The sequence below is a fragment of the Streptomyces sp. NPDC107498 genome, from assembly GCF_055582805.1.
Map to the genome: position 1 here is coordinate 396396 of NZ_JBVJPE010000002.1, position 26207 is coordinate 422602.

General features: G+C 73.8%; 27 protein-coding genes. 14 read left to right on the top strand and 13 right to left on the bottom strand.

Going from position 1 to position 26207, the window contains the following annotated elements:
• The first annotated feature begins 134 nt into the window (after positions 1-134).
• Positions 135-2129, top strand: coding sequence for a hypothetical protein (locus ACZ66Z_RS04955; RefSeq protein ID WP_469932583.1), 1995 nt, complete (start codon positions 135-137; stop codon positions 2127-2129).
• Between the two features lie 51 nt (positions 2130-2180).
• Here ACZ66Z_RS04955 and ACZ66Z_RS04960 read toward each other — a convergent pair whose 3' ends face one another.
• Positions 2181-2399: a hypothetical protein gene (locus tag ACZ66Z_RS04960; protein WP_469932584.1), complete on the bottom strand. Its 219-nt coding sequence runs from the start codon at positions 2397-2399 to the stop codon at positions 2181-2183.
• 161 nt (positions 2400-2560) lie between these two features.
• On the opposite strand from ACZ66Z_RS04960, the gene ACZ66Z_RS04965 reads away from it, so the two are divergent.
• The gene (locus ACZ66Z_RS04965; protein WP_469932585.1) at positions 2561-2818 is read left to right on the top strand and encodes a DUF6479 family protein; all 258 of its coding nucleotides are present in this window, start codon (positions 2561-2563) and stop codon (positions 2816-2818) included.
• A gap of 122 nt (positions 2819-2940) precedes the next feature.
• Here the strand turns inward: ACZ66Z_RS04965 and ACZ66Z_RS04970 are convergent, their stop codons facing one another.
• Entirely contained in the window at positions 2941-3447 is a 507-nt protein-coding gene (locus ACZ66Z_RS04970) for a TspO/MBR family protein (RefSeq protein WP_469932586.1), read from the bottom strand.
• A 677-nt stretch (positions 3448-4124) separates the two neighbouring features.
• On the opposite strand from ACZ66Z_RS04970, the gene ACZ66Z_RS04975 reads away from it, so the two are divergent.
• The gene (locus tag ACZ66Z_RS04975; RefSeq protein ID WP_469932587.1) at positions 4125-5312 is read left to right on the top strand and encodes a spore photoproduct lyase family protein; all 1188 of its coding nucleotides are present in this window, start codon (positions 4125-4127) and stop codon (positions 5310-5312) included.
• A gap of 220 nt (positions 5313-5532) precedes the next feature.
• Positions 5533-5898 (top strand): thioredoxin, encoded by a 366-nt coding sequence (gene trxA, locus ACZ66Z_RS04980; protein ID WP_469932588.1) that lies wholly within the window; start codon positions 5533-5535, stop codon positions 5896-5898.
• Between the two features lie 100 nt (positions 5899-5998).
• Here the strand turns inward: trxA and ACZ66Z_RS04985 are convergent, their stop codons facing one another.
• From ACZ66Z_RS04985 to ACZ66Z_RS04995, 3 genes are all read right to left on the bottom strand, one after another.
• Positions 5999-7186 (bottom strand): thiolase family protein, encoded by a 1188-nt coding sequence (locus ACZ66Z_RS04985; RefSeq protein WP_469932589.1) that lies wholly within the window; start codon positions 7184-7186, stop codon positions 5999-6001.
• Between the two features lie 147 nt (positions 7187-7333).
• On the bottom strand, positions 7334-7603 hold the full coding sequence (locus tag ACZ66Z_RS04990) for a hypothetical protein (protein WP_469932590.1): 270 nt from the start codon (positions 7601-7603) through the stop codon (positions 7334-7336).
• 98 nt (positions 7604-7701) lie between these two features.
• A complete protein-coding gene (locus ACZ66Z_RS04995) occupies positions 7702-8736 on the bottom strand; it encodes a LacI family DNA-binding transcriptional regulator (protein ID WP_469932591.1) in 1035 nt (344 codons plus the stop codon).
• Between the two features lie 155 nt (positions 8737-8891).
• Here ACZ66Z_RS04995 and ACZ66Z_RS05000 point away from each other — a divergent pair, with 155 nt between their 5' ends.
• The 4 genes from ACZ66Z_RS05000 (at position 8892) to ACZ66Z_RS05015 (ending at position 12737) form a co-directional block, all read left to right on the top strand.
• A complete protein-coding gene (locus ACZ66Z_RS05000; RefSeq protein ID WP_469932592.1) occupies positions 8892-10202 on the top strand; it encodes an MFS transporter in 1311 nt (436 codons plus the stop codon).
• A gap of 81 nt (positions 10203-10283) precedes the next feature.
• Entirely contained in the window at positions 10284-10991 is a 708-nt protein-coding gene (locus ACZ66Z_RS05005; protein WP_469932593.1) for an alpha/beta fold hydrolase, read from the top strand.
• A 14-nt stretch (positions 10992-11005) separates the two neighbouring features.
• Positions 11006-11236, top strand: coding sequence for a hypothetical protein (locus ACZ66Z_RS05010; protein WP_469932594.1), 231 nt, complete (start codon positions 11006-11008; stop codon positions 11234-11236).
• 82 nt (positions 11237-11318) lie between these two features.
• Complete coding sequence (locus ACZ66Z_RS05015; protein ID WP_469932595.1) at positions 11319-12737, top strand: flotillin family protein; 1419 nt, start codon at positions 11319-11321, stop codon at positions 12735-12737.
• Positions 12738-12800: 63 nt separating this feature from the next.
• On the opposite strand, the gene ACZ66Z_RS05020 is transcribed toward ACZ66Z_RS05015, so the two are convergent.
• Positions 12801-12971: a hypothetical protein gene (locus ACZ66Z_RS05020; protein WP_469932596.1), complete on the bottom strand. Its 171-nt coding sequence runs from the start codon at positions 12969-12971 to the stop codon at positions 12801-12803.
• A 76-nt stretch (positions 12972-13047) separates the two neighbouring features.
• Positions 13048-13878: a TIGR02452 family protein gene (locus ACZ66Z_RS05025; RefSeq protein ID WP_469932597.1), complete on the bottom strand. Its 831-nt coding sequence runs from the start codon at positions 13876-13878 to the stop codon at positions 13048-13050.
• 200 nt (positions 13879-14078) lie between these two features.
• On the opposite strand from ACZ66Z_RS05025, the gene egtA reads away from it, so the two are divergent.
• Genes egtA through egtD form a run of 4 tightly spaced genes read left to right on the top strand, consistent with a single transcriptional unit; the run spans position 14079 to position 18374 of the window.
• On the top strand, positions 14079-15338 hold the full coding sequence (egtA, locus tag ACZ66Z_RS05030) for an ergothioneine biosynthesis glutamate--cysteine ligase EgtA (protein WP_469932598.1): 1260 nt from the start codon (positions 14079-14081) through the stop codon (positions 15336-15338).
• A complete protein-coding gene (gene egtB / locus ACZ66Z_RS05035; RefSeq protein ID WP_469932599.1) occupies positions 15335-16660 on the top strand; it encodes an ergothioneine biosynthesis protein EgtB in 1326 nt (441 codons plus the stop codon). Before egtA ends, egtB begins: the two co-directional genes overlap by 4 nt.
• Entirely contained in the window at positions 16660-17412 is a 753-nt protein-coding gene (gene egtC, locus ACZ66Z_RS05040) for an ergothioneine biosynthesis protein EgtC (protein ID WP_469932600.1), read from the top strand. Before egtB ends, egtC begins: the two co-directional genes overlap by 1 nt.
• Entirely contained in the window at positions 17409-18374 is a 966-nt protein-coding gene (gene egtD / locus ACZ66Z_RS05045) for an L-histidine N(alpha)-methyltransferase (RefSeq protein ID WP_469932601.1), read from the top strand. The genes egtC and egtD overlap by 4 nt, the downstream gene beginning before the upstream one ends.
• Here egtD and ACZ66Z_RS05050 read toward each other — a convergent pair.
• From ACZ66Z_RS05050 to ACZ66Z_RS05060, 3 genes are all read right to left on the bottom strand, one after another.
• Positions 18269-19285 carry a lysophospholipid acyltransferase family protein gene (locus tag ACZ66Z_RS05050; protein WP_469932602.1) on the bottom strand — a complete coding sequence of 339 codons (1017 nt, stop codon included), beginning with the start codon at positions 19283-19285 and terminating at the stop codon, positions 18269-18271. The two genes, egtD and ACZ66Z_RS05050, sit on opposite strands and share 106 nt — an antisense overlap.
• Positions 19282-20082 (bottom strand): GNAT family N-acetyltransferase, encoded by an 801-nt coding sequence (locus ACZ66Z_RS05055; RefSeq protein WP_469932603.1) that lies wholly within the window; start codon positions 20080-20082, stop codon positions 19282-19284. Before ACZ66Z_RS05055 ends, ACZ66Z_RS05050 begins: the two co-directional genes overlap by 4 nt.
• 139 nt (positions 20083-20221) lie before the next feature.
• Positions 20222-21472, bottom strand: coding sequence for an extracellular solute-binding protein (locus tag ACZ66Z_RS05060; RefSeq protein WP_469932604.1), 1251 nt, complete (start codon positions 21470-21472; stop codon positions 20222-20224).
• Positions 21473-21752: 280 nt separating this feature from the next.
• Here ACZ66Z_RS05060 and ACZ66Z_RS05065 point away from each other — a divergent pair, with 280 nt between their 5' ends.
• The gene (locus ACZ66Z_RS05065; RefSeq protein ID WP_469932605.1) at positions 21753-21977 is read left to right on the top strand and encodes a dodecin; all 225 of its coding nucleotides are present in this window, start codon (positions 21753-21755) and stop codon (positions 21975-21977) included.
• 196 nt (positions 21978-22173) lie between these two features.
• On the opposite strand, the gene ACZ66Z_RS05070 is transcribed toward ACZ66Z_RS05065, so the two are convergent.
• Complete coding sequence (locus ACZ66Z_RS05070) at positions 22174-22662, bottom strand: phosphatase domain-containing protein (protein ID WP_469932606.1); 489 nt, start codon at positions 22660-22662, stop codon at positions 22174-22176.
• A 365-nt stretch (positions 22663-23027) separates the two neighbouring features.
• Between ACZ66Z_RS05070 and ACZ66Z_RS05075 the strand changes: the two genes are divergently transcribed.
• Positions 23028-23690, top strand: a complete 663-nt coding sequence (locus ACZ66Z_RS05075) for a deoxynucleoside kinase (protein WP_469932607.1) — start codon at positions 23028-23030, stop codon at positions 23688-23690.
• 69 nt (positions 23691-23759) lie between these two features.
• Here ACZ66Z_RS05075 and ACZ66Z_RS05080 read toward each other — a convergent pair whose 3' ends face one another.
• Both ACZ66Z_RS05080 and ACZ66Z_RS05085 read right to left on the bottom strand, forming a co-directional pair.
• A complete protein-coding gene (locus ACZ66Z_RS05080) occupies positions 23760-24458 on the bottom strand; it encodes a transcriptional regulator (RefSeq protein ID WP_469932608.1) in 699 nt (232 codons plus the stop codon).
• A 61-nt stretch (positions 24459-24519) separates the two neighbouring features.
• Positions 24520-25896 carry a nucleobase:cation symporter-2 family protein gene (locus ACZ66Z_RS05085; RefSeq protein ID WP_469932609.1) on the bottom strand — a complete coding sequence of 459 codons (1377 nt, stop codon included), beginning with the start codon at positions 25894-25896 and terminating at the stop codon, positions 24520-24522.
• Positions 25897-26207: the final 311 nt, after the last annotated feature.

A 26207-nucleotide genomic window follows, 5' to 3' on the forward strand; every position in this document is an offset into this window, starting at 1 on the left:
ACGGTGGCGTCGGGCAGCCGGCCCGCCGCGTCCCGCGCGACCGGTCCGCACACCGCCCGGGACGGCTGGTGTGCGGAGCGGGACCCGGTCAAAGATACGAGGTGACATCACCCGCGCAGGGTCGTTTCCCATGTATGCGGTCCCCTCGGACGAACGGCTCACCCGCCCTCACGGCCTCCATACCCGCCCGGCGGAGCCCCTCCCGCACGGTTGCGGAAGCGGTCCTCGTCGAGCAGTACCCCTCCCTGGTACGGCTGGCGCACCTGATCCTGCCGCCGGATCTCGGCCGTCACGGGAGGGTCCTCGCCGCCCACGCCGTCGTACAGCGCAGCCTCACCGCCGGAGGCGGCGTAGGAGGCCTGCGGCTCCCCGGGCTCAGGGCCGGGGCGGGGCCCGGCTCCGGTGGCCACGCGCTTCGGCTCCCCGCGCCGCGGTCCGGAGGGGCACCCGAGCGGTCTGCTCACGACTGGCTGCGGGCCCGCGTCGTCCGCCACGCCCTGCGGGTGCCGCTCCGCGTGTCGTGGGGAGCGGCCCTGCCGAAGGCCCTCGGCCTGCGCGTCTTCCCCCGGGCCGGGGGGACGGACGAGCTGGCGCTGGACCGCGCACTCGCGGCGGCGACGCCGGCGACGCGCGCGGCCCTCGCCCTCATGGCTCTGGAGGGCCTGGCCCAGGAGCCCGTCCTCTCCTTGCTGCGCGAGGCCCGCGTGGCGGATCCGGACCGGGCCGTGGCGGATGCGGAGCGGCTGCGCGCGGCCGCCGCCTCCGACGTGACCGAGCTGTTGCTGCGGCCGGAGTTCGATCCCAGCACGGTCCACCTGCGGCCCACCGACCTGCTGCGCCGTCGTCGGCGCATCCGCGTCGCCGCCCTCTCCGGGGCGCTGGCGCTCCTCGCCGCAACGGTCGGAGGCGCGCTGATCCCGGAACCCGGATCCCCGCGCCCCGCGGTGGCCGCGGCTCCCGAGGAGCCGGCACCGGTGCGCGTCCCCGCCGAGCGGTGGGCCGACACCTCACGCGTCGACTTCACGGCCTGGCCCGCCCGCGGCGACCGGTCCTCCGACGGGCCCCTGCTGCGGCGCGCGATCACCGCGTGGACGCGCGGCACGCCCCCAGGGGCCGGGTCCTGGGCCGGGCGGCCCTCGCTGCTGTTCGCCGGTGCCGTGGACGGCTCGGTCGTCGTCCTGTTGCACACGGGCCGCACCCTGGTCCGTTACACCGAACCGGGCACCGGGCGGGGGCGCCCCTCGCTGGTGGAGACGCGGGCCGACGACAGCGACGTGACGACGGCGGCGGCCGTCGTCCTCGCCCGTACGGGCCGCCTGACCCGCTATCTCCTCGCGCCCTGGATCGCGGAGGCCGGGGTGCGTGACCTGCGCGCTCCCGGTCCCTCCGCACGGCCCCTGTCCGTGACGGCGGACGGCATCACCGGACCGGTGGCCGGCCCCGGACCGGTGGCCGGCCCCGACTCCGCGTCCGGCTCCTGCGGCGGGGTGCCGGCTCTCCAATTGTGGTCCTCCACGCGGATCGTGGAGGACCACGCCTTCCTCCTCGTCGACCTGGGCGGCCTCGTCCCGGCCCATCTGACCTGGACGCCCCTGCCGGTGCCCGGAGACTCCGCGCGCCGCCCGCGGGAGGCCACGGGCCCCTCCGGCCTTGCTGCGTGGGCGCGTTCGGCGTGTTCCCTCGCGGCTCTGCGGGACAGCGGTGTCCGCTCGGTCAACCGCTGGGAGTTCGCCGCCCAGCCGCTTCCGGAGCGCGCGGGACGGGCTCTCTGGGTGTGCTCGCGCGCGGACACCTGGGAGGGCCGCGGGCGGGCGGACGTCACCCTGGAGGCGGACGGTCGCCCGGTCCCCGTCACGACGGTACGGAACACCGCCGCCTGCGGGCGGTTCGGTCAGGACGTCCTCGCCGGGACGGTCTGGTCCGCGCCGAGCGGGGCACGCCACCTCCTGGCCGCGGGCAGCCGGCGGGTCGTGGGCGTGACCGCCGCCGGCGCCGTGAACGCCGTTGCCCGGGGGCCCGTGCTCGACGCGCGCGCGGGAGCGCCAGGACGGGTGGGCCTCACCGGGCGGCTCGCGGACGGCTCGTCGCTGCCCGGATGGACGGCCCGCACGGTGGAGGGCGGGGGGTGAGCGGGCCGGTCGTGCGCTGAGCCGGACCCGCGCGGCGGGTCCGGCGCGACCTCATGGGAGCGGGTCCGCCCCGGCACCCGCCGACTCCCCTGCGGTCGCGTCCCGCTCCCGCCACGAGCGACCCGAGCAGCCGGGCGGGAAGACGGGAAACAGATGGCCGGCGATGTCGATGCGCCAGAGGTGGGCGCCGGAGCAGTCGCAGACGAAGGTACCGGCCTTCGGCGTGTACGCGCCGGGTTCGTGGTTCTCGGGGAAGGTCACACGGATCACCTCGTCACCTCGGGAGGGAAGATTCGACACTGATTGGCCGGGTCGCGGCTGCCCGGATGCACGGTGCGTCCGAACGGGTTCCTTTCCCGTCGGGCGCATCCACGGGGGACGGAGGAAGCGGAATCAGGCAGGCAGAGCCACCCCCGTACGAGGAGGCAGTCATGCAGGTTCTGATCGGCGTGGTCGTGGTCGCCGTGCTCATCGGCGCGTTCGTCCTCGGAGCCAGGGTCCGGGACGGCGAGAGCGGGCCGCCCCACCCCTCGTCCCACCCTTTGCGTCCCTCCACGGACAGGCTGCCGGGAAGGACGTCGGAGTACCGTCGGCCGGCCGAGGTGCCGCGTACCGGCGGACCGCTTCGGCTCCGTCCGTACCAGTTGGGGGCGCGCACGGAGACCTCCCCGGCTCCCCCGCAGGAGTAGGCCCCGCGGGCGCCCCCGTGCGCGGCGCCTCCGACCCGGCCCGCGACGGCCTCACCCCCGCGTCGGGGGCGCTGCGCGGGTCTGCGGTCCGAACCGGAACCCGTCCTCGTGAACGGAGCCGCTCATCGGTTGAGGCGGACGAGGGAGGTGTTCAGTGCGGTGGCGAAGGCACACCAGGCCGCGTAGGGCCACAGGGAGCGTGCGGCGGTCGGATCGGTGCGGGCGGTACGGCGGATGAGCTCGGCGTTGCTCAGGTCGAGCAGCACGGTGCCGACCAGGCCCGCACGGGGGCTGCGCAGGCGGAAGAACAACCAGTTCCAGGCGGCGTTGAGCGTCAGGTTGACGGCCAGGCTCGCGGCGAGCAGCCGCCGCTCCCGGCCGTGGGCGCGGCCTCCCGCATGGCCGCCGGCGAAGGCCACGGACGCGTACAGGGGGGTCCACACCACGCCGAAAGCCCACGCGGGTGGCTGCCACGCGGGTTTGCTCAGGGAGCGGTACCAGGGGGTGTCCGGATCGACGGCGGCAGCGCCGGTGGCCGCCGCGGCGGCCACCGCGATCGCGGCCGTCGTGTACCGCCGTATCGGCGCGCCCGTCGGCCGAGGGGTCGAGCCGCCGCCGGTGAGCCTCATGTGTACGTCCTTCCTGCGGTGTCGCCCCCGTCGGACAATCCGGCCGTCCGGACGGCGCGGCCCGCCGTACGGGGGCGCGAAGACGCTTCCTCCCCCTCCCGTACCCCCGCCCCGGCCCCGTATCCCGTCGTCCCCGGACGGCGGACGCCGGTTGCGGACGGGCACCGGACCGTCCGGCGCCGAGGGCGCCACCCGGCAGGTCTTCCTGTCCGCCCGGCGCAGCCGGGAACGGTACCGGCCCGGTCGCGGCGCCCCCGGCGGCTGGTTCGTCGGCACCACCGGCACGTCGTCCTCGACGCGGTCTCCGCCCGAACCCGCCCCGTGGCCGTCGGTGCATCCGAGGACCGCCCGGCGGTGGAAGACCGAGGGGCCGCACACGAGGGGGTTCGTCCGCCCGGAGGAGAGGTGTTCCACGGGCCCCGGTGACGAAGCGGGACCGTACGATGGATTCCCGCGTTCCGCGGGTTTCGGCGCCCCGCGCCGCAAGGCTCCGGCGGAGACTCTCCGGGCTGCTCACCCGGACGCCGTTCGAACCGACCGGTCTCCTCGGCCGCGGCGGTCAGGTCGAGGAGGAACGCCTCGCGCGCGTCCCTCGGGACCCTCGCCCATGAGGGCCCCGGCGGGCGCGGTCCGAGGAAGCGGAAGCGAGCGGTACTGAGGAATCGGGAGGCAGTGGCATGGGCGGGCGACGTGGCCCCGGGGAACCGGAGCGGCAGCCCGAGGGGCTGTTCGGCGTGGAGGACCTCGTGGCCGCGGCCACGCCGACCGGGGCGCGGGAGGACCGGCCGTTCCGTGACGGACCCGAGGCACGCAGGCTGCTGCGGGTGACGGAGATCCACGCGGAACCGGCCGCCGCAGCGTCCTGGCGGGGCCGGCAGATCATCGCGCGCTTCCCCGACGCCCGGCTCGTCCGGACGCCCTCCCACTGGCGCATCCCGCACCTGCACGGCAACGAGGGGAACGTCGAGCGCTGGGTCGGGATCAAGCGGGAGACGCTGGTCCTCGGCGAACGCTCCTCGTTCGCCGTCCGCCCCAACGGGCGGTCCGCCGACTGGATCGCACCGGGTCTGTCCAACGGCTGCGCCATGGCCTGCGCGTACTGCTACGTCCCGCGCCGCAAGGGGTTCGCCAACCCCGTCACCGTGTTCACCAACGTCGACCGCGTCCTGAACGCCCTCGGCCGCCACATCGCCGCCACCGGCCCGAAGACCGAACCCAACCAGTGCGACGAGCGGGCCTGGGTCTACGACATCGGCGAGAACGGCGACTGTTCGGTGGACGACCTGATCAGCGACAACACCGCCGACCTCGTCCACGCCTTCCGCCGCTGGCCCACCGCCAAGGCGTCCTTCGCGACCAAGCTGGTCAACCCCGACCTGCTGCGGCTCGACCCGCAGGGCCGCACCCGCATCCGCTTCTCCCTCATGCCGCCGGACGACTCCCGCCTCCTCGACATCCGCACCAGCCCCGTCCTCGCCCGCATCGAGGCGGCCGCCGACTTCCTGGAGGCGGGCTACGAGGTGCACTTCAACCTCTCGCCGGTCGTGATCCGCCCCGGCTGGCGGCAGGCCTGGGACGACCTGCTGCGCATGATGGACGACGTACTGCCACAGCGGGTGAAGGAACAGTCCGCCGCGGAGGTCATCATGCTCACCCACAACCAGGACCTGCACGGGGTCAACCTCGGTTGGCACCCCCGCGCCGAGGACCTCCTGTGGCGGCCGGACCTCCAGCAGCCCAAGAGGTCCCAGAACGGCGCCCTGAACGTCCGCTACCGCAACACGGTCAAACGCGAGGCCGTCGACGCGCTCTCCCGCACGATCGAGACCCGCGCACCCTGGCTGCGCGTGCGCTACGCCTTCTGACCCGGCCCACCCCGCACCGGTCCGGTCCTGATCAGGAAGGAGGCGCCCTGCCCCCGACCACCGGTCATGCGCCATTTCACTTGATGGCCGGTGACCACGGCGTCTTCGTTCGTTCCCGGCGTTAGGCTCGCCATGACGCCCTGGTGTTCCCGTCGTGTTCCCGTGCCGGCTCGGGAGTCAGCCAGGATTCCATTGTTTACGCACGTCGGAGGCCGACAGCATGAGTACCGTAGAGCTCACCAAGGACAACTTCGACGAGATCGTGAGCGGCGGCGACTTCGTCCTGATCGACTTCTGGGCTTCCTGGTGCGGTCCCTGCCGTCAGTTCGCCCCGGTCTTCGAGGCGGCGTCCGAGCGGCACCAGGACCTCGTCTTCGCCAAGGTCGACACCGAGGCGCAGCAGGAGCTGGCCGCCGCGTTCGAGATCCGCTCGATCCCGACCCTGATGATCGTCCGCGACAACGTGGCCGTGTTCGCGCAGCCCGGAGCGCTGCCGGAGGCCGCCCTGGAGGACGTCATCGGGCAGGCGCGCAAGCTGGACATGGACGAGGTCCGCAAGTCCATCGCGGACGCGCAGCAGAAGTGACCCGTCGCGAGAGGGGTACGGGAGGCTCTCCCGTACCCCTCTCGCGTGCTTCGGGCCCCTGCTCCGCGCTCCTCGCGGCTTCGGTGCCCGCCTGGGGCCGTCAGCGCTCCAGGACCAGCGCGAGGCCCTGGCCGACGCCGATGCAGAGCGCCGCGAGGCCCGTGCCGGAGCCGGCCGCGGCGAGCTGGTGCGCCACCGAGCCGGCCAGGCGGGCGCCGGACGCACCCAGCGGATGCCCGAGCGCGACCGCCCCACCGCGAGGGTTCACGATCTCGGGGTCGAGTTCCGGCCATTCGGCGAGGCAGCCGAGCGACTGGGCCGCGAAGGCCTCGTTGAGCTCGAAGGTCGTCAGGTCCGCGAAGGAGCGGCCGGCCTTCTCCAGGGCGCGGCGGACCGCCGCGACCGGGCCGAGGCCGAAGAGCTGGGGCTCGATCCCGGTGACCGCGGAGGTGCGGATCCGGGCGAGGGGTTCCCGGCCGGTCTCGCGCAGCCCGTCCTCGTCGACGAGGAGCAGCGCCGCCGCGCCGTCGTTGAGCGGCGAGGAGTTGCCCGGCGTGACCGTGCCGCCCTCGGGGCGGAACGCGGGCTTCAGCTTGGCGAGGGCCTCCAGGGACGTGTTGTCGCGGACGCACTCGTCGCGGGTCTGCTCCACCCCGGGGTAAGGGACGACCTCGTCGTCGTACAGTCCCTTCGCCCAGGCCTCGGCCGCCTTGCGGTGGCTGGCCAGGGCGAAGGCGTCCTGCTGCTCGCGGGTGATGCCGTGCTTGTCGGCGACGAGCTCCGCGCCCTCGCCCAGCGCGACCGTCCACTCGGCGGGCATCTTCGGGTTCGTCATGCGCCAGCCGAGGGTCGTGGAGTGGAGCTGCTGGTGACCGGCGGGGAAGGCCCGCTCGGGCTTCTGCAGCACCCAGGGGGCGCGGGACATCGACTCGACGCCGCCCGCGATCGCCACGGAGGCGTCGCCGAGGGCGATGGCGCGGGCGGCCTGTATGACGGCCTCCAGGCCGGAGCCGCAGAGGCGGTTGACGGTGACGCCGGGGACGGTGACGGGCAGTCCCGCGAGGAGGACGGCCATGCGCGCGACGTCGCGGTTGTCCTCGCCCGCGCCGTTGGCGTCGCCGAAGTAGACGTCGTCCACGCGCGCGGGGTCGAGCGCGGGCGAACGGTCGACGAGCGCGCGGACGACGTGGGCCGCGAGGTCGTCGGGACGCACGGAGGCGAGGGCGCCCCCGAACTTCCCGATCGGGGTGCGGACGGCGTCGACGATGTAGACGTCGCGGATGCTCATCGGTTCTCTCTCCCACGTGGCCTGCGAACGGCTCTGTTCGCCTGGTGAAACAATTTTCGCCCCAACGGGCGCGCAGAGTCTCTGCCCGGCGGGCCCTCGTGTCAACGGGTCGTTTCGGGACGGGCCGGAGGGCGGGAGCGCGCGGGTTCAGGCGCGTGCGACGGGGCGGACCAGGGCCGTGAGGCCGTAGTCGAGCTCCTGGCCGTCGACGAGGAGCGCCTCGACGGTGCGCGTGCCGGGGTCGATGTCGGCCCTGATGCCGTGTCCCTCGTAGATCGGGTAGCCCGTCTCGCCGTGCCGTCCGGTGGCCTCGACGACGGCCGAGCGGACGGCGCTGTCCGCGACGGCGGCGCCGCCGCGGTCCTCGACGTGCTCGGGCACCAGCAGGATCTCGAACCGCTTCGGAACTGTGCTCATGCACCGAAGCTAAGCGCTGGGCCGGACTCCCGCCGGACGGCGTCCCTCGAAGGCGGGGCCCGGTCCGTTCCGGGCGACGCCCCCGGCCGTCGGGCCGCTCAGCTGGACTCCCGTCGGACGACCCGGGAGTCCAGCAGGGAGCGGGAGACCGCCGGGGCGCCCGGTTCCCTTACCGCGCGGTCCACCAGTTCCGCCAGCTCGCGGCCGAGCACCATGTCGATCCGCACGGTGCTGAGCCGGGGCCGCAGCAGCCGCCCGAGGAGCAGGTCGTCCGCGCCGACCACCGCCGTCTCCCCCGGCACGGAGATCCCGGCGTCCTGGAGCGCCCGCACCAGGAGCATCGCGTACTCGTCGTTGTACGCGAAGACGCCGTCGAGCCCGAGCTCGCGCCACCGCGCGGCGAGCGCCACCGCCGACTCCTCCTCGTACCGCAGCGGCAGGGGCACGACGTCGGCGCCGGCGCCCTCGGCCGCGCGGCGCGCCCCCTCGAGGCGGGGTCCGGAGAACATCGCGAGGCCCGGCTCCTCGGGCACGACGACGCCGATCCGGCGCCGGCCGGTCTCCAGGAGGTGCTCGGTGGCCGCCTCGCCGACCCGCCCCTGGTCCAGGACGAGGGCGTGGGCGCCCTCCACGCGCCGGGTGCCGAGGGTGATCACGGCCCGGGCCCCGGACCGCTTGAGGATCTCGACGCCCTGACCGGTGAGCTCGACCTCGCCGAGGGAGACCACGGCGACCGGCCGCAGCTCGGCCCAGGCGCGGGCGGCCTCCTCGGCCTCCAGGCCGACGCTGCCGTACTGCACGACCGTGTAGTCGAGGCGGCGCAGGGCCGACTGGAAGTCGTGGAAGAACCGGCTGTAGAGCGGCCCGACGGGGACGTGGGAGCTCGGGATCAGCACCATGCGGCTGTGGCCCGCGCGCAGGCTGCGGGCCGCGGCGTGCGGCACGTAGCCCAGCTCCTCGGCCGCCTCGCGCACCCGCTGCCGGGTGGGCTCGCTGATGCGGACGGCCGAGGTGTTGTTCAGGACGTACGAGACGGTGGCCCGGGACACGCCCGCGAGGCGCGCGACGTCGGCGCTGGTCGGGGCCGCGCGGCCGACGGGGCGTTCGGGGGGCTGTTCGGTTGGCTGGCTCATCGATCCGGCATCTTTCCAGAACGATCCGGTCCGGGGTCTGGCGGATGGCCGGATTCGGGTGCTACACAGTGCCCACACGTGTCACTGACACGTGTCACCTCCCCGTTCCGTCCGCTTCTCGCCCCCGCATCGGGCGATCTCCTCAGGAGGGCAAAGTGGCCCTTTCCTCCCCCGGGACCGGCCCCGGCACGAGCTCCCCCGGCCCCGGCCCCGCCGCCTGCGGCTCCCCCGGCTCCGCCACCGCCCCGGCTGCCTCCGGCTCCGCCACGGTCCCCCGGCCGACGCGCGGCCTGCTGCCCCTGCTGCTCACCGGCAACACCGCGATGTACGCGCTGTACATCGGCGTCCCCGGCCTGCTCCTCGCGCTCCAGATCGAGGCCGTCGACCCCGCCGGCAAGGTGGCGAACTTCGGTCTCGTCTCGGGCGTGTCCGCGATCTTCGCCACCGTCTTCAACCCGGTCGCGGGCGCCCTCTCGGACCGCTCGGGCCGCCGCAACCCCTGGATCCTCGCCGGCGGCCTGCTTACCCTCGCGGTGATGCTGCTCCTCGGCAGCGTCCACACGATCCTGCTGGTCGCCATCGCCTGGTGTCTGGGCCAGGCCGTCATGAACGTCTACCAGGCCGCCCTCACCTCCGTCGTCCCCGACCGGGTGCCCCCGGCCGCGCGGGGCAAGGCCTCGGCCGCCGTCGGCCTCGGCCTCCCCGTCGGCTCCACGATCGGCGCCCTCGTCGGCGCCGCCTTCTCCGGGCACTACCGCACCGGCTACCTCGTCTTCGGCGCGATCGTCGCCGCCACCGCCGTGCTGTTCACCGCCTGCGCCCGCGAGGAGCGCATGCCCCCGAAGGCCCCGACGCCGCTCAAGGAGCAGATCGCGGCCTTCGGCAGCGCCCTGAAGGACCACGACTTCCGCTGGGCCTTCATCGGTCGCGCCCTGCTCGTCCTCGGCTACTTCGCCGTCGCCGGCTTCCAGCTGTACGTCCTCAAGGACCACACCGACCTGCCCGCCGGGCTGAGCGCCGAGGGGGCCGTGGCGATCCTCATGCCGGTCAACTCGGTCGCCATGGTCGTCTCCACCGTCCTCGGCGGCTGGCTCTCGGACCGGTTCGACCGCCGCAAGCTCTTCGTCGGCGCCTCCGCGGCGCTCGCCGCCCTCGCGCTGCTCATCCCGGCCCTCTCGGCGAGCTGGACCGCGATGCTGGCCTTCTCCGTCGTCAACGGCCTCGGCTTCGGCTGCTACATGGCCGTCGACACCGCCCTGGTGACCATGGTGCTGCCCAAGGCCGAGGACGCCGCCCGGGACATGGGCGTCCTCAACGTCGCCAACGCCGGCCCGCAGATCGTCGCCCCCTTCGTCGCCTCGCTCATCGTGTCGCTGAGTGGCGGATACACGGCGCTCTTCCTGGTCGCGGCCGTACTGTCGGTACTCGGCGCGCTGGCCGTGCGCCCCATCCGCAGCGTGCGCTGACTCCCGTCGGCACGCGCCGCACCCGTCCGCGGCGCGCCGGCCCCGTCGGTGCGCGCCGAACACCGCAGGAGAGGCGGCACCGTGCGGCTGCACACGACCACGTGGGGATCCGGTGACCGGACGGCCCTCCTCGTCCACGGCATCATGGCCGACCACCGCACCTGGCGCCGGGTCGGGCCGGCGCTCGCGGAGCGCGGCTACCGGGTGGTCGCCGTGGACCTGCGGGGGCACGGGGCGAGCGACCGGGCCGCGGGCCCGGAGGCGTACCGGCCGGAGGACCACGCCGACGACCTCGTCGAATCCCTGCCCGTCGGCGCGGAGTTGGCGATCGGCCACTCGCTCGGCGGGCTCGTCCTGGCCCGGGCGGTGGAGCGCCTGGCGCCGGCCCGGGCGGTGTACTCCGACCCGGCCTGGCACCTGGCGGCCGGTCCCTGCGGCTACCGGGCCGAGCTCTTCGTCCGGGGCAAGTCGATGACCCGGGGGCAGATCAGGGGGTTCAACCCGCACTGGTCGGACGAGGACGTCGACATCGAGACGGCGTCGGTACGGGACTGGGACGAGCGGAGCGCCCACGGCCTCACGGAGTTCGTGGGCGCCGACCTGTGGCCGGTGCGGCCCGTGGTGCCCTCCCTCGTCACCCTCGCCGATCCGAGCACGCTGGTCCGGCCGGAGCACGCCCGGATGCTGGCGGACCGCGGATTCGAGCTCCGTACGGTGAAGGGGGCGGGGCACACGATCCACCGGGACGACTTCGACGGTTTCATGTCCGCCCTGGAGGGCTGGATCTGACGTACCGTTCAGTCATGGACGACACGTCGATGGACAGCTCGATGGTGGGACTGCTCGGCCGTGTGACCGGCACCGTCGGCCCCGGCCTCGTCGGCGAGGTGATCGTCCGGATCCGCGGCGGTGCCGAGCACTTCCTCGCGCACCCCGCCTCGTCGAAGGAGCGGATCGAGGTCGGTACGGTCGTGACGGTCATGGAACATCTCCCTCCACGCACCGTCTATGTCACAGCCGCGTACGACAGTTGACCGAACCGTTGAGCCGCGCCCCTCACGGGCGCACACTCCCCTCACCGGATCCGCTCGGCTCCGGTGAAGGGGGACCTTGTCCATGGGCATCGGCATTCTGGCGGGGGTCGTCGTCGGCGCCATCGCCGTTCTGATCGGTGTGTTCAAAATGATGTGGCGCGTCGCGGAACCCAACGAGGCGCTGATCATCTCCGGTTCCAACCACAAGAACGAGGGCCTCGGCGCGGGCATGGGGTTCCGCATCGTCACCGGCCGCGGCACCCTCGTGCTCCCCGGCGTCCAGGCGGTGCGGAAGCTCTCGCTGGACCTCAACGAGACGCAGCTGTCCGTCGAGTGCGTCACCCACCAGGGCATTCCGCTCAAGGTCCGCGGTGTGGTGATCTTCAAGGTCGGTGACGACTTCGTGTCGATCGCCAACGCCGCGCGCCGCTTCCTCGACCAGCAGAAGCTGATGTCGGAGCGGGTGCACATCGTCTTCGCCGGTCATCTCCGCGCCATCGTCGGCGGGTTGACCGTGGAGGACATGATCCGTGACCGGGAGAAGCTGACCGGGCAGGCGCGTTCGGCCTGTGGCACGGAGATGGAGAAGCTCGGTCTGATCGTGGACTCGCTGCAGATCCACGAGATCGAGGACCCCACCGGGTACATCAAGAACCTGGCCGCCCCGCACGCGGCCGCCGTCCAGCGGGACGCGCGGATCGCCCAGGCCGAGGCGAACCGGCGGGCGACCGAGGCCGAGCAGCAGGCCGCGGCGCGCATGTCGGAGGCGACCCGCGACAGCGAGATCCTCCAGGCGGGCTACCAGGCCGAGCGGGACCAGGCCTCCGCCCGGGCCCGGCAGGCCGGTCCGCTCGCCGACGCCGCCTCGCGTCAGGAGGTCGTCGTCCAGGAGACCCGGGTCGCCGAGCTGGAGGGCCACCGCAAGGAGCAGCAGCTCCAGGCGGAGGTCCGCAAGCCGGCCGACGCGATGGCGTACGAGACCCGGACGCTGGCCGCGGCCGAGCGTGACGCCCGGATCTCGGCCGCCGAGGCCGAGGCGAAGGAGACGGAGCTGGCGAGCGCGGCCAAGGCGACGGCGACCCGGCTCACCGGTGAGGCGGAGGCGGCGGCGCAGCACGCGAAGGGGCTCGCGGTCGCCGAGGCCACGCGCGCGAAGGGCCTGGCGGAGGCCGAGGCCATCAAGGCGCGGGCGGCGGCGCTCGCGGAGAACCAGGAGGCGGTGGTCGCGCAGCAGCTGGCCGAGAAGTGGCCGGAGATCGTCTCCGCGGGTGCCTCCGCCTTCGGGAACGTCGATCAGATGGTGCTGCTCAACGGCGCCGACGGGATGGCGGACGTCTTCGCCAAGGCGCTGACCATGGGCGGAACCGGTCTCGGGCTCGCCCGGCAGCTCCTCGCCACGATGAGCCCGGCCGCGCAGGAGAAGCCGGGCGGGGCGGCCCTGTCGGCGCCGCCGGCGCAGCGCACGGAGAGCGTGGAGATTCCGGTCGGCGACGGACGGTGAACCACGTGCGGAAGGGCTCGGTGCCGTCGTGGCGCCGGGCCCTTCCGTACCATCCGCTCGGCCTCAGTTGTGGCCGAACCTGCGTTCCTTGCGGTGGGACGCGTGCTCGACGAGGGGCATCGTCGCCGCTCTCGTGGGAGTCGGCGCGCTCTTCTCCTTCGCGACCGCGTCGGTGCGGTGCTCATGGCCGCCGGTACGGGCTCCCCGGTTCGTCCGGGTCTGTTTCTTGCCCACGATCGTGCCTCCCGTGACGGGTGTCGGACGGTGGTCCGTATCCCTCAGCGTGGCACGGGGACGGGAAAGCCGCACGTCAGGAGGCCGCAGCGAGGACCCGGGCGAAGGCGGCCAGGGTGGGCGTGCCGGAGGCGCGGTCCAGGACGGCGAAGACGACCTCCTCGAAGTGGCCCGCGAAGCGGCCCTCGCCGGTGAGCAGGGTCGTGAAGGTCCTCGCGACCTCCGTCGGGTCGTTGCGGAAGACGCCGCAGCCCCAGGCGCCGAGGACGAGCCGTCGGTATCCGGCCGCTGCGGCCGTCTCCAGGACGCGTTCGGCGCGGGAGGCCAGGACGCCGGGCAGGCGGTCGGCGAGCTCGGGGGCGTCGCGGCGGACGACGCCCGCGTTGGGCGCCGGCGAGGTGAGGAAACCGGCCGTGAAGGGCTCGGCGAGCAGGGTGCCCCGGTCGTCGCGGAAGACCGGGACCCGGGGCGAGTGGATGACCCGGTCGGTGTAGAAGGGGTCCCGCTCGGCGCGGTGGTGGGCGTAGTAGCCGGGGGCGCGCAGCAGGGTGGCGTGGAGGGCGGAGGCGCGGCACAGGGCCTCTTCCTGGGCCTGGGCGCCGTTGAGGTAACCGCCGCCCGGGTTGCGGGCCGAGGCGAAGTTCAGGACGGCGACCGGGCGGGTGGGGTCGGCCGTGGTCATCCGGCGGGCCGCCGCCAGGCTGCTCTCGGGGGTGACGGAGAGGGTGGGCGTGCGGTCGGTGTCCGGGGTGACCGGGACGGGCCCGGGGCCGTGGAGGCGGGTTCCGTCCAGGGCCGCGGCCAGGTCTTCGGCCAGGGAGACCGTTCGCCCGTCGGGGGCGCGGTAGCGGCCCGTCGCGACGATCTCCTCGGTCCGCCGCGCGATCTCGCGCAGTCGTGCACTCATGTTCCTCAGCATGATCGTTTCGTGCCGGTGGGGGCAAAGGGTTTTCCGGGAGGGTGGGCGGATTCGGACGAGCCGGGGCACAGGGGGCGCGTGGGGGGCACGTGAGGCGCTCTTGCACGCCGGTCGGAGGTGGCTTTAGGTGGAAGCAGCGACTCACCGGGCGGGCCCCTCCGGGCCCCCGAGGACCAGGAGGTGCACGGATGTCGCCGAGCGGCATGCCGCGTGGCGGCCCCCCTCTCACCGAGGCGGAGGCGGAGGAGCTGCTGCGATGTATCTGCTTCAAGACCGGTCCGCCCCGCACGGTCGGGGTGGAGCTGGAGTGGCTCGTGCACGAGCTGCGCGACCCCCGGCTTCCCGTACGGCCGCCGAGGCTCGCGGCCGCGCTGGACACCGTGCGGGCGCTGCCCCTGGTGTCGGCCCTCACGTTCGAACCCGGCGGGCAGCTGGAGCTCAGCTCGCGCCCGGCCGGCTCCCTCATGGAGTGCCTCGACTCGCTCGCCGCGGACCTGGTCGCGGTGCGGGCGGCACTCGGGCCGCTCGGCCTGACCCTCAACGGGTACGGGGTGGACCCCTGGCACGCGCCGCGCGACCGCATCCTGCACGAGCCGCGGTACGACGCGATGGAGGTCGCCCTCGGCCGGACCGGTCCGGCCGGGCGGGCGATGATGTGCGAGTCGGCCTCGGTGCAGATCTGCCTGGACGCCGGCCTGGAGGAGCCCGGTCCGCTCGGCTACCACCGGCGCTGGCAGCTCGCCCATCTGCTCGGCGCGGTGCTGGTGGCCGCCTTCGCCAACTCCCCGGTGCACGGCGGTCGCCGGACCGGCTGGCGCTCGACGCGGCAGGCGCTGTGGACGGAGCTCGACCCCCGTCGGACGCTCGCGCCGCCCCCGGACGGCGAGCCGCGCGCGGAGTGGGCGGCGCACGTCCTGGACACCCCGGTGATGTGCGTACGGGCCGAGGAGGGGCCGTGGGAGGTGCCGGAGGGGCTGACGTTCCGGGAGTGGCTGCGGACGGGCCGTCCCCGGCCGGCCGGCGCCGACGACCTGCGCTACCACATGACGACCCTGTTCCCGCCGGTGCGGCCGCGCGGGCACCTGGAGCTGCGGATGGTGGACGCGCAGTCCGGCCCGGACGGCTGGATGGTGCCGGTGGCGGTGACGACGGCCGTCTTCGACGACCCGGAGGCGGCGGAGAGCGTGTACCGGGCGGTGAAGCCCCTCGCGGAGTCGGCGGCCCCGGGGCCCGCGCCGCGCAATCCGCTGTGGGTGGCGGCGGCCCGTGACGGTCTCGCCGACCCCGAGCTGCACGCCGCCGCCCGCGCGGTGTTCTCCGCCGCGCTCGACGCGCTGCCCCGGATCGGGGCGACCGAGGAGGTGCGGCGGGCGGTCGCCGCCTTCCACGAGCGGTACGTGATCCCCGGGAGCTGCCCGGCCGACGACCTCCAGGTGGTGACGCCATGACCGCGACCGACACCGGGGCCGGCCCCGAGGACCTGCGGCGGCGGGCCCTCACCGCCCTCTCCACCGCACGGGACCGCACCGCGCTCCTCACCTCCTGCGTGGAGGACGGCGAACTCACCGCGCAGCACTCGCCCTTGATGTCACCGCTGGTCTGGGACCTGGCGCACATCGGCAACCAGGAGGAGCAGTGGCTGTGGCGGGCCGTCGCGGGGCGCGAGGCGCTGCGGCCCGAGATCGACTCGCTGTACGACGCCTTCCAGCACTCGCGCGCCTCCCGTCCGTCGCTGCCGCTGCTCGCGCCCGGCGAGGCGCGGGCCTACGCCGCCGACGTGCGGATCCGGGTCCTCGACGTGCTGGAGAGCACCCCGCTCGAAGGACGTCCGCTGGTGGACGCCGCCTTCGCGTTCGGGATGATCGCGCAGCACGAACAGCAGCACGACGAGACGATGCTGATCACGCATCAGCTGCGCCGGGGGCCCGCCGTGCTGACCGCTCCCCCGCCGCCCGACCCGCGGTCCGGGCCGCTGCCCCCCGAAGTCCTGGTGCCCGGCGGCCCGTTCACCATGGGCACGTCGGACGAGCCGTGGGCCCTGGACAACGAACGGCCGGCGCACCCCCGGCTCGTCCCCGCCTTCCACATCGACACCACGCCCGTCACGAACGGCGCCTACCTCGCCTTCATGGCCGACGGCGGCTACACCGACCGGCGCTGGTGGCGGCCGGAGGGCTGGGCGCAGATCCGGGAGCACGGCATCGCGGCGCCGCTGTTCTGGCTGCGGGACGGCGGGCAGTGGCTGCGCCGCCGGTTCGGGGTGACGGAGCCGGTGCCCGAGGAGGAGCCGGTCCTGCACGTCAGCTGGTACGAGGCGGACGCCTACGCGCGCTGGGCGGGGCGCCGGCTCCCGACCGAGGCGGAGTGGGAGAAGGCGGCCCGCCACGACCCGGTCACCGGACGCTCCCGCCGCTATCCGTGGGGCGACGCCGAGCCGGGTCCGGAGCACGCGAACCTCGGGCAGCGGCACCTGCGGCCCGCGGCGGCCGGCAGCTACCCGGCGGGCGCCTCGCCCCTCGGCGTACGGCAGCTGATCGGTGACGTGTGGGAGTGGACGGCGAGCGACTTCCTGCCGTACCCGGGGTTCACGGCCTTCCCGTACAAGGAGTACTCGGAGGTGTTCTTCGGGCCGGAGCACAAGGTGCTGCGCGGCGGTTCGTTCGCGGTCGACCCGGTCGCCTGCCGGGGCACCTTCCGCAACTGGGACCTGCCGGTGCGGCGCCAGATCTTCTCCGGCTTCCGGACGGCGCGCAGCGCGGAGCTCGACTGATGTGCCGTCACATCGCGTACGTCGGGCCGCCGGTGGCGCTGGGAGAGCTGCTCGTCCGGCCGCCGCACGCCCTGCTGCGCCAGTCCTGGGAACCCCGTACGCAGGACAGCGGCGTGGTGAACGCCGACGGGTTCGGCGTGGGCTGGTACGCCGAGGGGGACCCGCTGCCCGCGCGGTACCGGCGCACCGGTCCGATCTGGGGCGACCCCTCCTTCGCCGACCTCGCCCGGGTGGTGCGCTCCGGGGGCTTCCTCGGGGCGGTCCGGGGGGCCACGCTCCCCGGCGCCGACGGGGAGGCCGCGGCGGCGCCGTTCACCGCCGGGCCCTGGTTGTTCAGCCACAACGGCGCGGTCGGCGGCTGGCCCGACGCCCTCACGGCGCTCGCCGGGACGCTGTCGGCCGGCGAGTTGCTGCGCCTGGAGGCGCGCACCGACTCGGCGCTGCTCTGGGCGCTCGTGCTGCACCGGCTGCGGGCCGGGGACGCGCCGGGGGCGGCGCTCGCCGACACCGTGCGGGAGGTCGCGGCGGCGGCGCCGGGTTCCCGGTTGAACCTGCTGCTCACCGACGGCGACCGGATCGCCGCGACCGCCTGGCGCAACAGCCTCTGGTACCTGGCGGGCCCCGGCCGGGTGGCCGTGGCCTCCGAACCGTACGACGACGATCCGCGCTGGCGGGAGGTGCCCGAGCACACGCTCGTCACCGCCGACCGCGCCGATGTCACCCTCTCCCCGCTCAAGGAGCCGTCCGCGTGAGCCCGTTCCAACTGACCCGTACCCTCGCCGCGGACGCCGCCGGCGCCGATCTGCGCGCCGACGTCCTCAACGGTCTGACCCGCTCCCCCAAGGAGCTGCCGCCCAAGTGGTTCTACGACGCCCGGGGCAGCGAGCTCTTCGAGGAGATCACCCGGCTGCCCGAGTACTACCCCACGCGCGCGGAGCGGGAGATCCTGGTCGCGCGGGCGCCGGAGATCGCCGCCGCGACGGAGGCGCGGACCCTGGTGGAACTGGGTTCCGGTTCCTCCGAGAAGACGCGGTTCCTGATCGACGCGCTGCTGCCGGGGCTGGACGCGTACGTGCCCGTGGACGTGAGCGAGTCCGCGCTGACCGGGGCGGCGGAGTCGCTGCTCGCGGACCGGCCGGAGCTGTGGGTGCACGCGCTCGTCGCCGACTTCACGCGGGGGCTCGCGCTGCCGGGGACGCCGGGGCCGCGCCTGGTGGCCTTCCTCGGCGGCACGATCGGCAATCTGCTGCCCGCCGAGCGCGGCGCCTTCCTGCGCTCGGTCCGCGCCCTGCTCACGCCGGGCGACGCGCTGCTGCTCGGCACGGACCTGGTGAAGGACGAGGCGACGCTCGTGGCCGCCTACGACGACGCCGCCGGGGTGACGGCCGCGTTCAACAAGAACGTGCTGTCCGTGATCGACCGGGAGCTGGGCGCGGACGCCGATCCGGCCGCCTTCGACCACGTGGCGGTGTGGGACGCCGAGCGGGAGTGGATCGAGATGCGGCTGCGGGCCCGCCGCGCGCTGACCGTGAAGATCCCCGAACTGGATCTCGTGGTGCCGTTCGCGGCGGGCGAGGAGATGCGGACGGAGGTGTCGGCGAAGTTTCGTCAGGCGGGTGTGCGGGAGGAGCTGGCGGCGGCGGGCCTCGAACTGGCCCGCTGGTGGACGGACGACGAGGACAGGTTCGCGCTGTCCCTGGCCACGGTCCGCTGAGGGGCGGCCGGCGAAGGGAGGGGCGGCTGGGCGACGGCCGGGACGGTCGGCAGGACGGCCGGGACGGTCGGCAGGACGGCCGGCGGAGCGACCGACGGCTGGGCTACGGCTCGTTGGGCCGCGGCGGCCAGGGCGCGACGGTCTGGATACCGGGCACTGGGTATTCGCTCCAGTATCCGCACATGGGCGACCGTCCGCCGCGCGGTGACGACCCGCCACAGGGACGCGCCCAGCGGATCGTCCCCGACGTACGCGGCGGCCCCGGTGGGCCGGTAGTCGATCCGTACCGGCAGCACCGCGCACCCGCTGTCCAGGGCGGCCTGGAACGCGGCCGGGCGGAAGCGCCCCCGGGCCCGCCCGCACCAGGTCGATCCCTCGGGGAAGACGACCACCCGGCCTCCGCCGGCGAGCGCCGCGGCCATGGCCCGGACGGTGCCGGGCAGGGCCCTGAGCCGGTCGCGCTCGATGAAGAGGGTGCCGCCGAGCGCGGCGATCGGGCCGAGGACCGGCCAGCGGCGTACCTCCGCCTTGGCCACCATCCGGCCGGGCAGCACGGCCGCGAGGAGGGGGATGTCCAGCCAGGAGACGTGGTTGGCGACGACGAGCAGCGGACCCGTGACCGCGTCGGCCGTCCCCTCGTACCGCGCGCGCACCCCGAAGGCGCGGACCACCGCCCGCACCCAGCCCCGGACCAGGGCGAGCCGGGCGGCCGTCGGGAGCAGTCCCGCGGCCGGGGCGAGCAGGACGCCGAGGAGGACGGCGCCGGTCCCGGCGGCCAGCCGGGCCGCGGCGAGGACCGGGCCGGCCCGTTCGTCCGGCCTGCCGGCCCCGGTCTCGGGGTGGGCCGCGCAGGGGTCCGGGGTGCAGGGCGCCGTGGGGAGCCACGGCGGGAGGGCCGTGGACCCGTTCACCGCGCCGGGACCAGTGACAGGAAGTGGTCGAGGTAGCGCGGGTTGGTGCGGCGCAGCGAGAGCAGCACGTAGAGGTCGGCGACGCCGAAGTCGGGGTCGTGCGCGGGGGCGCCGCAGACCCAGGCGCCGAGCCGCAGGTAACCGCGGAGCAGCGGCGGGAGCTCGGTGCGGCCCTCGGGGCGGGCGACGCCGTCGGGGCTCCACAGCTTGTGCGGGGTGACCCAGTACTCCTCGGGTGCGAGGTGCTTGGCCTTGACGGCGTCCCAGGTGGCGGCGGCGAGGGTGCCGCCGTCGGCGAGCGGGATCGAGCAGCAGCCGGCGAGCCAGTTGTGGCCGGTGCGGGTCATGTAGCGGGCGAGGCCGCCCCAGATGAGCGCGATCACGGCGCCGTTGCGGTGGGCGGGATGGACGCAGGAGCGGCCGACCTCCACCAGGTCGTGCCGGACGGGGGCGAGCCTGGCGAGGTCGAACTCGCTCTCGGAGTAGAGGCGTCCGGCGGCGACGGCCCGCTCGGGCGGCAGGATCCGGTAGGTGCCGACGACCTCTCCGGTGCTCTCCTCCCGTACCAGGAGGTGGTCGCAGTACGCGTCGAAGGCGTCGGTGTCGAGGCCGGGTTCGGGCCCGTCGAGCAGGGCGCCCAGCTCCCCGGCGAAGACCTGGTGGCGCAGTCGCTGGGCGGCCCGGACGTCCTCCTGGTCCCGGGCGAGACCGACGACGTACCGGGGCGCGGGCTGCGCGGCCGGGACCTGGGGCTGTGCGGGTGCGGGGACGGCGAGCGTGGGCGTCGGTGCGGACATGGCGGGCTCCTCCGGCGGGACGGAAGGGGAAGGGGCGGGGCCGGGCCGCGTGAGCGGTGGCCCGGCTCCTTGTTTCTTCCGTCACCGGCTGGATTCGACATGACCGTCCGGGGGCTCGCGGGTGTGCGAACGCTGAATGCTATTCGGCGAGGGTGTCCGTGATCGCGGTCGAGGCGTCCTTCGCCGCCTTGACGGGGTCCTCGCCCTGGAGGACGGCCGTCATGTACGGCTTGATGGGGTTGTCGGCCTCGACGTCCGCCCACTGCGGGGAGTTGGGGGTGGCCCGGCCGCGCGCGGCGCCCTTCGCCATGGCCGCGGTGGCCTCCTGGCCGGCGACGACGGAGGCGAGGCTCTTCTTGTTGGGCACGTAGCCCATGGCGCGCGCGAGTTCGGTCTGCCACTTCTCGCCGGCGAGGGCCTTGACGACGTCGAGGGCGGCGCCGCGCTGGGGGGCGTTCTCCGGGATGATGAGGTCGGAGCCGCCGGTGAAGACGGCGCAGGGCCGGTCGGCCTTCTCGCCGGGTATCGGGAAGTAGCCGAGTCTGTCCTTGAGGCCGGGGTCGGCCTTGAGGATGGCGGCGACGGCGCTGGGCGTGGCGATGAGCTGGGCGACGTCGCCCTTGGCGAAGACGTCGGCCTGCGGCGGGGTCTGCTCGTCGGCGTCCTTCGGGCCGGAGCCGAGGGCCTGGAGCTGCTTGTAGAGGGCCATGCCGCGCCGGGCGGCCGGGCTGTCGAGCGCGCCGGTCCACTGGCCGCCCTTGTCGACGGCGAGTTCGCCGCCCTCGTCCCAGATGAAGCCGGCGAGGGTGTACCAGTCCTGTCCGGCGAGGTAGATGCCCTGGGTGCCGTTCGTGTTGAGCTTCTCGGTGTCGTCGAGCCACTCGGCCCGGGTGGCCGGCGGCTTGTCGATGCCGGCGTCCTCGAACAGGTCCTTGTTGTAGATGACGATGCGGTTGGCCGCGTACCAGGGGATGCCGTACTGGGCTCCGGCGATGCTGCCGGGCTCGGCGAGACCGGGCAGCCAGTCCTCGCTGCCGAGGTCGCGGACCGACTCCAGGGTGAGGTCGAAGAGCTTCTCGGTGTCGGCGTACTGGGCGACCTGGGTGTTGCCGACCTCGATGACGTCGGGGCCGCCGGAGCCCTGGATCGCCTCGGTGACCTTCTTCCCGATGCCGGTCCACTCCTGGATCGTGAACTCGAGCCGGACTCCTCCGTGCTCCTGCTCGTACGCCTCGGTGAAGCGCTTCAGGAAGTCCTCGCTGACGCTGTCCCGCATGAGCCAGACGTTCACGGTCCTCGTCCCCCCGTCGCCGCCCGGCAGCATTCCGCAGCCGGCGAGGACGAGCGCGGTGGCGGCGGCCAGGGGGCAGGCGAGATGGCGGTTCTTCACGTGGGTCACCTTCTGCTCGGGTTCAGCACGGGGTCGTGCGCATGGGGGGCTGACCCGGCATGGGGGGACCGAACGGGTTGTTCGCGCGGGTATGTGGCCTGGATTCTGGTCTGGACCAACGGGATGGTCAAGTCCTTGACGAGCCCGTCGCGCCCCCGGACGGACGATCCGCGCCGTCGCCCCCGGCGGTCACCCGTGAGTCGCCCGGCCGTCGTCGTGTCGCGCGCCGCCGCACCCTGGGGCACCGTGGAGGGACCGCACCGAGAGGAGTTCGGCCCCCATGTCGAATCACACCTACCGCGTCACCGAGATCGTCGGCACCTCCACCGAGGGCGTCGACGAGGCCATCCGCAACGGCATCACCCGCGCCTCGCAGACCCTGAGGGGGCTCGACTGGTTCGAGGTCACGCAGGTGCGCGGCCACCTCGTCGACGGCGCGATCGAGCACTACCAGGTCGGGCTGAAGGTCGGCTTCCGCCTGGAGGGCGAGGACACGCTGTCCTGACCCCCGCACGGCCGGGTCGAAGGCGCGCCGTCGTGGCCTCCGCACGGCCGGGACGAGAACGCACCGTCCCGGCCTCCACACGGCCCGGACGAGAACGCATCGCCCTGACCTCCGCACGGCCGGGGCCCGGCCCGGGCCCGACCGGCCCCGGGCCCGACCGGCACCTCGCCCGGGCCCGGCCGCGGGCGCGGTGGCCTCAGGTGCGGCCCTCCTCCTCCTGAGCCTCCCTCAGTGCCTCGGAGGGCTCCGCCCAGCGGGCCCGTACGACACGGAAGCCCGCCGCCTCCGCCGCGTCGCACACCGCCGGATCGTCGTCGACCAGCACCCTGACCTCGCGGTCGGCGGCGAGACGGCGCAGGATCTCCACCTTGGTCACCCTGGCCGGCCGGAAGTCACGGTTGCGCCGCATGTGGACGGGCCCCTCCGGCAGGCCGTGCCCGGCCAGCCACTCCACGGTCGCGCGACGGCAGCGCTCGGGCCGCCCGGTGAGGTAGACCACCTCGCACTCCCCGGCCGCCTCGAGGCACAGCGCGATGCCCTCCTCCAGCGGCGGATCGTCGGGAGCCGCCGCGAAGAAGCCGTCCCAGTCCTTGGGCCTGCGCTCCAGGAAGTGCTGGCGGTGCGCGGTCGCGGCGAGGGTGTTGTCGAGGTCGAAGACGGCCAGGGGCCTGTTGTCCGATGTCACGGGCCCCAGCGTAGGAACCGTACGACGGGGGGACCGGGCCGGGGGCGGGGCGGGGCGCCACGCCGGGACCTCCTCGGGCCGCCCTCCCCCGCGCACCGGCCGGCGCGGGGCGAATCGTCCCCTAAGATTCAAGGCGGTCGCGGGGCCGGGGCCTGTCGCCGTGCGCGGCGGCCGCGGAACGGTCGGTCCGCCGGTCGAGGCGAGCAGTCCGGTCCGGTCCGGAGCAAGGTTTCGGGCCCGACGGTCCTCATGACGTCGATCACGAGAATCCCGGGAATCCCGGGACCGCCGGCGTGCGTCTCAGTGGTGCGGGAGGCCGGAGCTCCCCCGCCCACGAGAAAAAGGGCCCCAGGGAGAAGTGAGGTATGTCGGTGATCTGCGTCGGAGGCATGATCGGGATCGGCAAGACGAGTGTCGCCGAACTGCTGGCCAAGGAGCTGGGCAGCGACGTCTTCTACGAGAGCGTGGACGACAACCCGATCCTTCCGCTCTTCTACTCGGCGAGCCCCGAGGAGATCCGGGCGAAGCGCTACCCCTTCCTCCTCCAGCTGTACTTCCTGCAGACGCGGTTCGCCGCGATCAAGGAGGCGTACAAGCGGGGCGACAACGTGCTCGACCGGTCCATCTACGAGGACTGGTACTTCGCCAAGGTCAACCACGACCTGGGCCGGATCAGCTCCCTCGAGATGCGGGTGTACGAGGGGCTGCTCGACGAGATGATGCGCGAGATCGACGGCCTGCCGTACCGCAAGGCCCCCGACCTCATGGTCTACCTCAAGGCGGACTTCGAGACGGTGCTGCACCGCATCGGGCTGCGGGGACGCGATTTCGAGCAGGACGAGGGCCTCGTCGAGTACTACCGGACGCTGTGGTCCGGCTACGACGACTGGGTCCACGAGCGCTACTCGGCCAGCGAGGTCCTCGTCATCGACATGAACCGCACGGACGTGGTGAACAACCCTGCCGACGCGGACCGCGTGGCGCGCGAGGTCAAGGACGCCCTGGCGGCCGGTCGCCGCCGCGTCTGAGCCCGCGCCCCGCGACCGGCCCCACGACCGCCGCGCCGATCGCGCCCCGCCCCCGCGCGGATCGCGACCTCAGGTCGAGGAGTCATGGGCGACGAGGTGGAGGAAACGGTCCGGGAGGGCGTGCAGCCACTCGGTCCGTTCCGTGGCGATCTCCTTCAGTCGTGCACCGTCACTGCGCGCTACGAGATGGCCCATGTAGCGCTCGTTGAAGCGGGCGTACTCCTGGTGCAGGGTGCGCAGCGCCCGCACCACCGCGCGCTCAGGTGCGCCGACGAGCTGCGCGAGCGGGGTGGCGTGTTGCTTCCATCGGCCTTCGACGGCCTGGCGGAGCCGACCGTCGAGGTCGCCGGCCCGCCCGATGGAACTCAGCAGTTCGCCCGGTTCGAGGCCCAGGGCGTCCGCGAGCAGCAGGGCCTGCCGGTCGGTTCCGCTCCAGTGGTGGTCGCTCTCGGCGCGGGCGTAGTCGCGCACGTCCATGCCGATGCGCAGGGCCAGCCGCTCGGCGCTGAACTGCCGGGCCAGGCGGTGCTCGCGTAGAGATCTCGGCTTCAGGTCCATGAGCACCGGCACGGGGCACCACAGCGCGCCGGCCAGCGCGAAGAGTTCGGCCTCCGAAGGCGCCACCGCCCCCGACTCCCAGGACACGAGGGCCTCCACCGGGCGGTGCACCCCCAACTGCGCCATGCCGATGACGACCTGTTCAGGAGTCAGGCCGATGCGGAGACGGGCGGCCCGGGCCTGGGCGGGGGAGAACGGAGGGGTGGGCATGTGCAGATCACCTCGGTGAGCGGCTCCGCGGAACGCCGGGCTCGGCGGAGCGGGAAGGGGGTCAGCGGGCCGTAGCGGTCTGCGCACCCGTCCCGTCGTCGTACGCGGCGAGGCCGTCCCAGTCGATGTCCTCCCGCTTCCGGCGACTTTCGAAGACGTGGAAGAACAGGTTCAGCAGGACCGCCGTCAGCGTGCCGAGCGTGATTCCGCTGCCCAGGACGGCCCGCACCTCGGTCGGCATGCGCTCGAAGAAGGGCGCGACGGCCGTCGGGAGCATCGCGGTGCCGAGGCTGACGGCCAGGATGACGGCGTTGCGTTCCTCCCGCAGGTCGACCTTGCCGAGGATCTGAATGCCGACGGTGGCGACCATGCCGAACATCGCGACGGCCGCCGCGCCGAGCACCGGGTGGGGGACGGTGGCCACCAAGGCCCCGGCCTTCGGCACCAGACCGAGAAGGATCATGAAGACGCCGGCCGCGACGACGACGAACCGGCTGGTGACGCGGGAGATGCGCACCAGACCGATGTTCTCCGCGAACGCCACGTACGGGAAGGAGTTGAGCACACCGCCCAGCACGGTGGCGACGCCGTCGGCGCGCAGCGCACGGCTGACCGTGTCGCCGTCGACCCTCCGTCCGGTGATCTCGCCCATGGCGTACACGTCTCCCGTGGTCTCCACCATGGTGATGAGCATGACGACGACCATCGCCAGCATGGGGAAGACCGAGAAGTGCGGCAGACCGTAGTGGAAGGGAGTGCTGACGTCGAGCCAGTCCGCCTGGTCGACCGCCCCGAGGTCGGCGTCGCCGCGCAGCCAGGCGACGGCGGTACCTCCCACCAGGCCGAGCAGGACCGCGACGCTGCGCAGGGGCGGACCGCCGAACCGCATCACCAGCAGGATGAACAAGAGGGTCCCACCCGCGTACGCGAGGTTGACCGGGTCCCCGTAGTGGGGTCCGCCCACGAGCGCCGAGCCGCCGCCGACGTCCTGGAGCGCCACCGGGATGAGGACGATGCCGATGACCGTGAGGAGGGTGCCGGTGACGATCGGGGGGAAGTACGTGGTCAGTCGCCCGGCGAAGGGGGCGAAGAGGAAGGCCGCGACTCCGCCCGTGATCACGGCGCCGTACACCACGAGCAGGCCGGCGGTGCCGCCGCCCGCGCCCTGTCCGATGGCGATCATGGGCGAGACCGCGGTGAAGGTCGCGCCCTGAACGAGCGGCAGCCGGGCTCCGATCCGCCAGAAACCCCACGCCTGGATGATGGTGGCGATCCCGGCAGTGACCAGGTCGGCGTTGATGAGGTAGACGAGCTCCTGCCCGGAAAGGCCGAGGCTGCTGCCGAGGATCACCGGTACCAGCACCGCACCGGCGTAGAAGGCCAGGACGTGCTGGAATCCGTAGAGCGCGAGGGTGGGGAGTGGAAGTACCTCGTCCACCGGGTGCGGGGTGGTGAGGGATCGTCGGCGCGAGGCCTGTGGTGCCATCTCTGCCTTGCCTTGAGGGTAGGTGAATGAGAGGGGGCGCGACGCCGGGTCGCGCAGGGAGCCTCGAAGGAGGGGTCCGGGCGGCCGCGCGGATCAGGCGGTTCACCGACTGGCGGCACGGGGTCACCGGTGCGGCCAGGCGTCCAGACGTGGAGGCGTGGAGGAGCCGGGGCGAGGGCCCGGGCCAGGCACAGATCCTTGCGGACGGACAGGGCGTCACGCAAGGCAGTAGGCCATGGTTTTTTAACCAAAACCCCTCAGTA

What these genes read in the sequence shown, in the direction of transcription:
- ACZ66Z_RS04955 (WP_469932583.1), top strand. Translation starts at nt 135, where the DNA reads ATGCGGTCCCCTCGGACGAACGGCTCACCCGCCCTCACGGCCTCCATA.
- ACZ66Z_RS04965 (WP_469932585.1), top strand. Translation starts at nt 2,561, where the DNA reads ATGCAGGTTCTGATCGGCGTGGTCGTGGTCGCCGTGCTCATCGGCGCG.
- ACZ66Z_RS04970 (WP_469932586.1), bottom strand. Translation starts at nt 3,447, where the DNA reads ATGAGGCTCACCGGCGGCGGCTCGACCCCTCGGCCGACGGGCGCGCCG.
- ACZ66Z_RS04975 (WP_469932587.1), top strand. Translation starts at nt 4,125, where the DNA reads ATGGGCGGGCGACGTGGCCCCGGGGAACCGGAGCGGCAGCCCGAGGGG.
- trxA (WP_469932588.1), top strand. Translation starts at nt 5,533, where the DNA reads ATGAGTACCGTAGAGCTCACCAAGGACAACTTCGACGAGATCGTGAGC.
- ACZ66Z_RS04985 (WP_469932589.1), bottom strand. Translation starts at nt 7,186, where the DNA reads ATGAGCATCCGCGACGTCTACATCGTCGACGCCGTCCGCACCCCGATC.
- ACZ66Z_RS04990 (WP_469932590.1), bottom strand. Translation starts at nt 7,603, where the DNA reads ATGAGCACAGTTCCGAAGCGGTTCGAGATCCTGCTGGTGCCCGAGCAC.
- ACZ66Z_RS04995 (WP_469932591.1), bottom strand. Translation starts at nt 8,736, where the DNA reads ATGAGCCAGCCAACCGAACAGCCCCCCGAACGCCCCGTCGGCCGCGCG.
- ACZ66Z_RS05010 (WP_469932594.1), top strand. Translation starts at nt 11,006, where the DNA reads ATGGACGACACGTCGATGGACAGCTCGATGGTGGGACTGCTCGGCCGT.
- ACZ66Z_RS05015 (WP_469932595.1), top strand. Translation starts at nt 11,319, where the DNA reads ATGGGCATCGGCATTCTGGCGGGGGTCGTCGTCGGCGCCATCGCCGTT.
- ACZ66Z_RS05025 (WP_469932597.1), bottom strand. Translation starts at nt 13,878, where the DNA reads ATGAGTGCACGACTGCGCGAGATCGCGCGGCGGACCGAGGAGATCGTC.
- egtA (WP_469932598.1), top strand. Translation starts at nt 14,079, where the DNA reads ATGTCGCCGAGCGGCATGCCGCGTGGCGGCCCCCCTCTCACCGAGGCG.
- egtB (WP_469932599.1), top strand. Translation starts at nt 15,335, where the DNA reads ATGACCGCGACCGACACCGGGGCCGGCCCCGAGGACCTGCGGCGGCGG.
- egtC (WP_469932600.1), top strand. Translation starts at nt 16,660, where the DNA reads ATGTGCCGTCACATCGCGTACGTCGGGCCGCCGGTGGCGCTGGGAGAG.
- ACZ66Z_RS05055 (WP_469932603.1), bottom strand. Translation starts at nt 20,082, where the DNA reads ATGTCCGCACCGACGCCCACGCTCGCCGTCCCCGCACCCGCACAGCCC.
- ACZ66Z_RS05065 (WP_469932605.1), top strand. Translation starts at nt 21,753, where the DNA reads ATGTCGAATCACACCTACCGCGTCACCGAGATCGTCGGCACCTCCACC.
- ACZ66Z_RS05075 (WP_469932607.1), top strand. Translation starts at nt 23,028, where the DNA reads ATGTCGGTGATCTGCGTCGGAGGCATGATCGGGATCGGCAAGACGAGT.
- ACZ66Z_RS05080 (WP_469932608.1), bottom strand. Translation starts at nt 24,458, where the DNA reads ATGCCCACCCCTCCGTTCTCCCCCGCCCAGGCCCGGGCCGCCCGTCTC.